The organism is Streptomyces sp. SPB074 (genome assembly GCF_000154905.1).
Taxonomy (GTDB): Bacteria; Actinomycetota; Actinomycetes; order Streptomycetales; family Streptomycetaceae; genus Streptomyces.
Genome location: NZ_GG770539.1, coordinates 2,291,606 through 2,293,869, shown reverse-complemented (window position 1 = coordinate 2,293,869; position 2,264 = coordinate 2,291,606). Strand labels below are relative to the sequence as shown.

The 2,264-nt window shown below is 76.1% G+C and carries 2 protein-coding genes and 1 pseudogene; 1 reads left to right on the top strand and 2 read right to left on the bottom strand.

Annotation, left to right across the window (positions count from 1 at the left end; genetic code table 11):
* Nucleotides 1-41: 41 nt before the first annotated feature.
* Together SSBG_RS09285 and SSBG_RS09280 are read right to left on the bottom strand one after the other, a co-directional pair.
* Nucleotides 42-527: a heme-degrading domain-containing protein gene (locus SSBG_RS09285; protein WP_008745919.1), complete on the bottom strand. Its 486-nt coding sequence runs from the start codon at nucleotides 525-527 to the stop codon at nucleotides 42-44.
* Nucleotides 524-1,621 (bottom strand): Gfo/Idh/MocA family oxidoreductase, encoded by a 1,098-nt coding sequence (locus SSBG_RS09280; RefSeq protein ID WP_008745918.1) that lies wholly within the window; start codon nucleotides 1,619-1,621, stop codon nucleotides 524-526. The genes SSBG_RS09285 and SSBG_RS09280 overlap by 4 nt, the downstream gene beginning before the upstream one ends.
* A 120-nt stretch (nucleotides 1,622-1,741) precedes the next feature.
* On the opposite strand from SSBG_RS09280, the pseudogene SSBG_RS09275 reads away from it, so the two are divergent.
* Nucleotides 1,742-2,264: pseudogene (locus SSBG_RS09275) on the top strand (ROK family transcriptional regulator); the annotation flags it as partial.

Genomic DNA, 2,264 nt, shown 5'->3' with positions numbered 1-2,264 from the left:
CGCCCCGGAGCCCCGCCCCCATCCCCTCCGGGCCCTGCCGCCTACCTACCCGCCACGTGCTCCTCCAGCGCCGCCACCACCAGCGCGTGGTCCTCCTGCTGGGGCAGGCCCGAGACGCCGATCGTGCCGACCGGGCCCGAGACGCCGCGGACCAGGATCGGGAGGACCCCGCCGTGGGCCGCGTAGCGGGACGGGTCGAGGCGGGAGGAGTCCTCGAAGCTCGTGCCCTTGGCGCGGAAGCGGGTGCCGACGAGGAGGGAGCTCTCGCCGTACCGCTCCACGACTCGCCGCTTGCGTGCGAGCCAGTCGTCATTGTCGGCGGTCGAGCCGGGCAGCGCCGCGTGGAAGACCTGCTGGAGGCCGCGCCGCAGGTCGATCGCGACGGGGGCGTCCGCCTCGCGGGCGAGGCGGACGAGGGTGCTGCCCAGGTCCCAGGCGTCCCGGTGCGTGTACGTGGGCAGTTCGAGGCGGTTCTGCTGCGCGAGCAGCTCCGCGATCTCCTCGGCCGTGGCGGGCAGCGCGCTCATCGGGCCACCTCCACCGTGACGCCCTCGGCGGCCGAGCGGCGTGCCGCTTCGATCACGTCGAGCGCGGCGGCGGCCTGCCGGGCCGTGACCGGGTTCGGCGCGCCCTCGCGCAGGGCCGCCGCGACGGCCGCGTAGTACGCCGGGTAGTCGCCCGGCTCGGTCGGTACGGGCTCGCCGCCGCCGGTCAGCGGGGACTCGCCCGCGCCGAGCCTGCCGAACAGCTCGGCCGGCTCGGAGCCCCAGGGCTGCTCCCCGCCCGGGCGTTCCCCGGCCCGCAGCGCGGCCTCCTGCGGGTCGAGCCCGTACTTCACGTAACCGGCCCGCGAGCCGAGGACGCGGAACCGGGGCCCGAGCTGCGCCGTCGTCGCCGAGACCCACAGGTGGGAGCGGGTGCCGGAGGCGTGCGTGAGGGCGAGGAACGTGTCGTCGTCGGTCTCCGCGCCCGGGCGGCGCACGTCCGACTCGGCGTAGACGCGCGTGACCGGGCCGAAGAGGGTGAGCGCCTGGTCCACGACGTGGCTGCCGAGGTCGTACAGGAGGCCGCCGAACTCGGCCGGGTCGCCCGACTCGCGCCAGCCGCCCTTGAGCTGTGGGCGCCAGCGCTCGAACCGGGACTCGAAGCGGTACACGTCGCCCAGCGCGCCCTCGTCCACGAGCTTCGCCAGGGTGCGGAAGTCGTTGTCCCAGCGGCGGTTCTGGAAGACGGAGAGGAGCAGTTCGCTCCGCTCGGCGAGGGCGGCCAGCTCGCGGGCCTCGGCCGCCGTGCCCGCCACCGGCTTGTCCACGACGACGGGGAGCCCGGCTTCGAGCGCGGCGCGCGCGAGCGGGACGTGCGTCTTGTTGGGCGAGGCGATGACGACGAGGCCGTACTCGTCCGCGCGGGCGAGTACGTCCTCGGGCCGGTCCGCGAACCGTACGCCGGCGAACTCGGCACGCGCCTGGGCGCGGCGGTCCTCGTCGCGGGTGACGACCGTGTCGAGGCGCAGCCCCGGGGTCGCGTCGACGAGGGGGGCATGGAAGACGGAACCGGCGAGGCCGTAGCCGATCAGGGCGACGGCGAGGGGTTCGCTGGGGGAAGGAGTCGGGCCACTCATGCGAACCACTTTGGCAACAGTGTTGAATAAGTGCAAGCACGCGCGGGCACGACACCGCCCGGGACGGCGGGCACGGCGTGGCGCGATACGGGACGGCACGGGAAGCAAGGGGTGAGCGGCGTGGCCGAGGGACCGCGAGGCAGCAGCGAGCGCGGCGGCGTCCGGCTCGCCGACCTGCGGGGGCACAACACGGCGCTCGTGCTCGACCTCGTGCGCGGCGCCGGACTGGCGGGGATCAGCCGCCCCGAGCTGGCGAGCCGCACCGGGCTCACCGTGCAGGCCGTCAGCAAGATCACCGGGCGGCTGCGGGACGGCGGCCTGCTCACCGAGGCCGGCCGGCAGGAGTCCACGGGCGGCAAACCGGCCACGGCGCTGCGTCTCGTGCGCGGGGCCGTGCGGGCGCTCGGCGTCCACCTGGACCGGGGCGGGGTGCTCGTCGTACGGACGGACCTGACCGGGCGGACCCTGGCGCGGCGGCGCGCGACCCTCGACCTCGGGCGGGGGCCGGACGAGGTGGTGGACGTCGTGGCGAGGGCGATGGCGGAGCTGGCGGGCGGCGGCACGGACGGGGCGCCGCTGCTCCTCGGCGCCGGGCTCGCCGCGCCCGGCCCGCTCGATCACCGTACGGGTGTGCTGCACAAGG

Bases quoted from the DNA above. Each gene is read 5' to 3' on its own strand.
- SSBG_RS09280 (WP_008745918.1), bottom strand. From the start codon at position 1,621: ATGAGTGGCCCGACTCCTTCCCCCAGCGAACCCCTCGCCGTCGCCCTG.
- SSBG_RS09285 (WP_008745919.1), bottom strand. From the start codon at position 527: ATGAGCGCGCTGCCCGCCACGGCCGAGGAGATCGCGGAGCTGCTCGCG.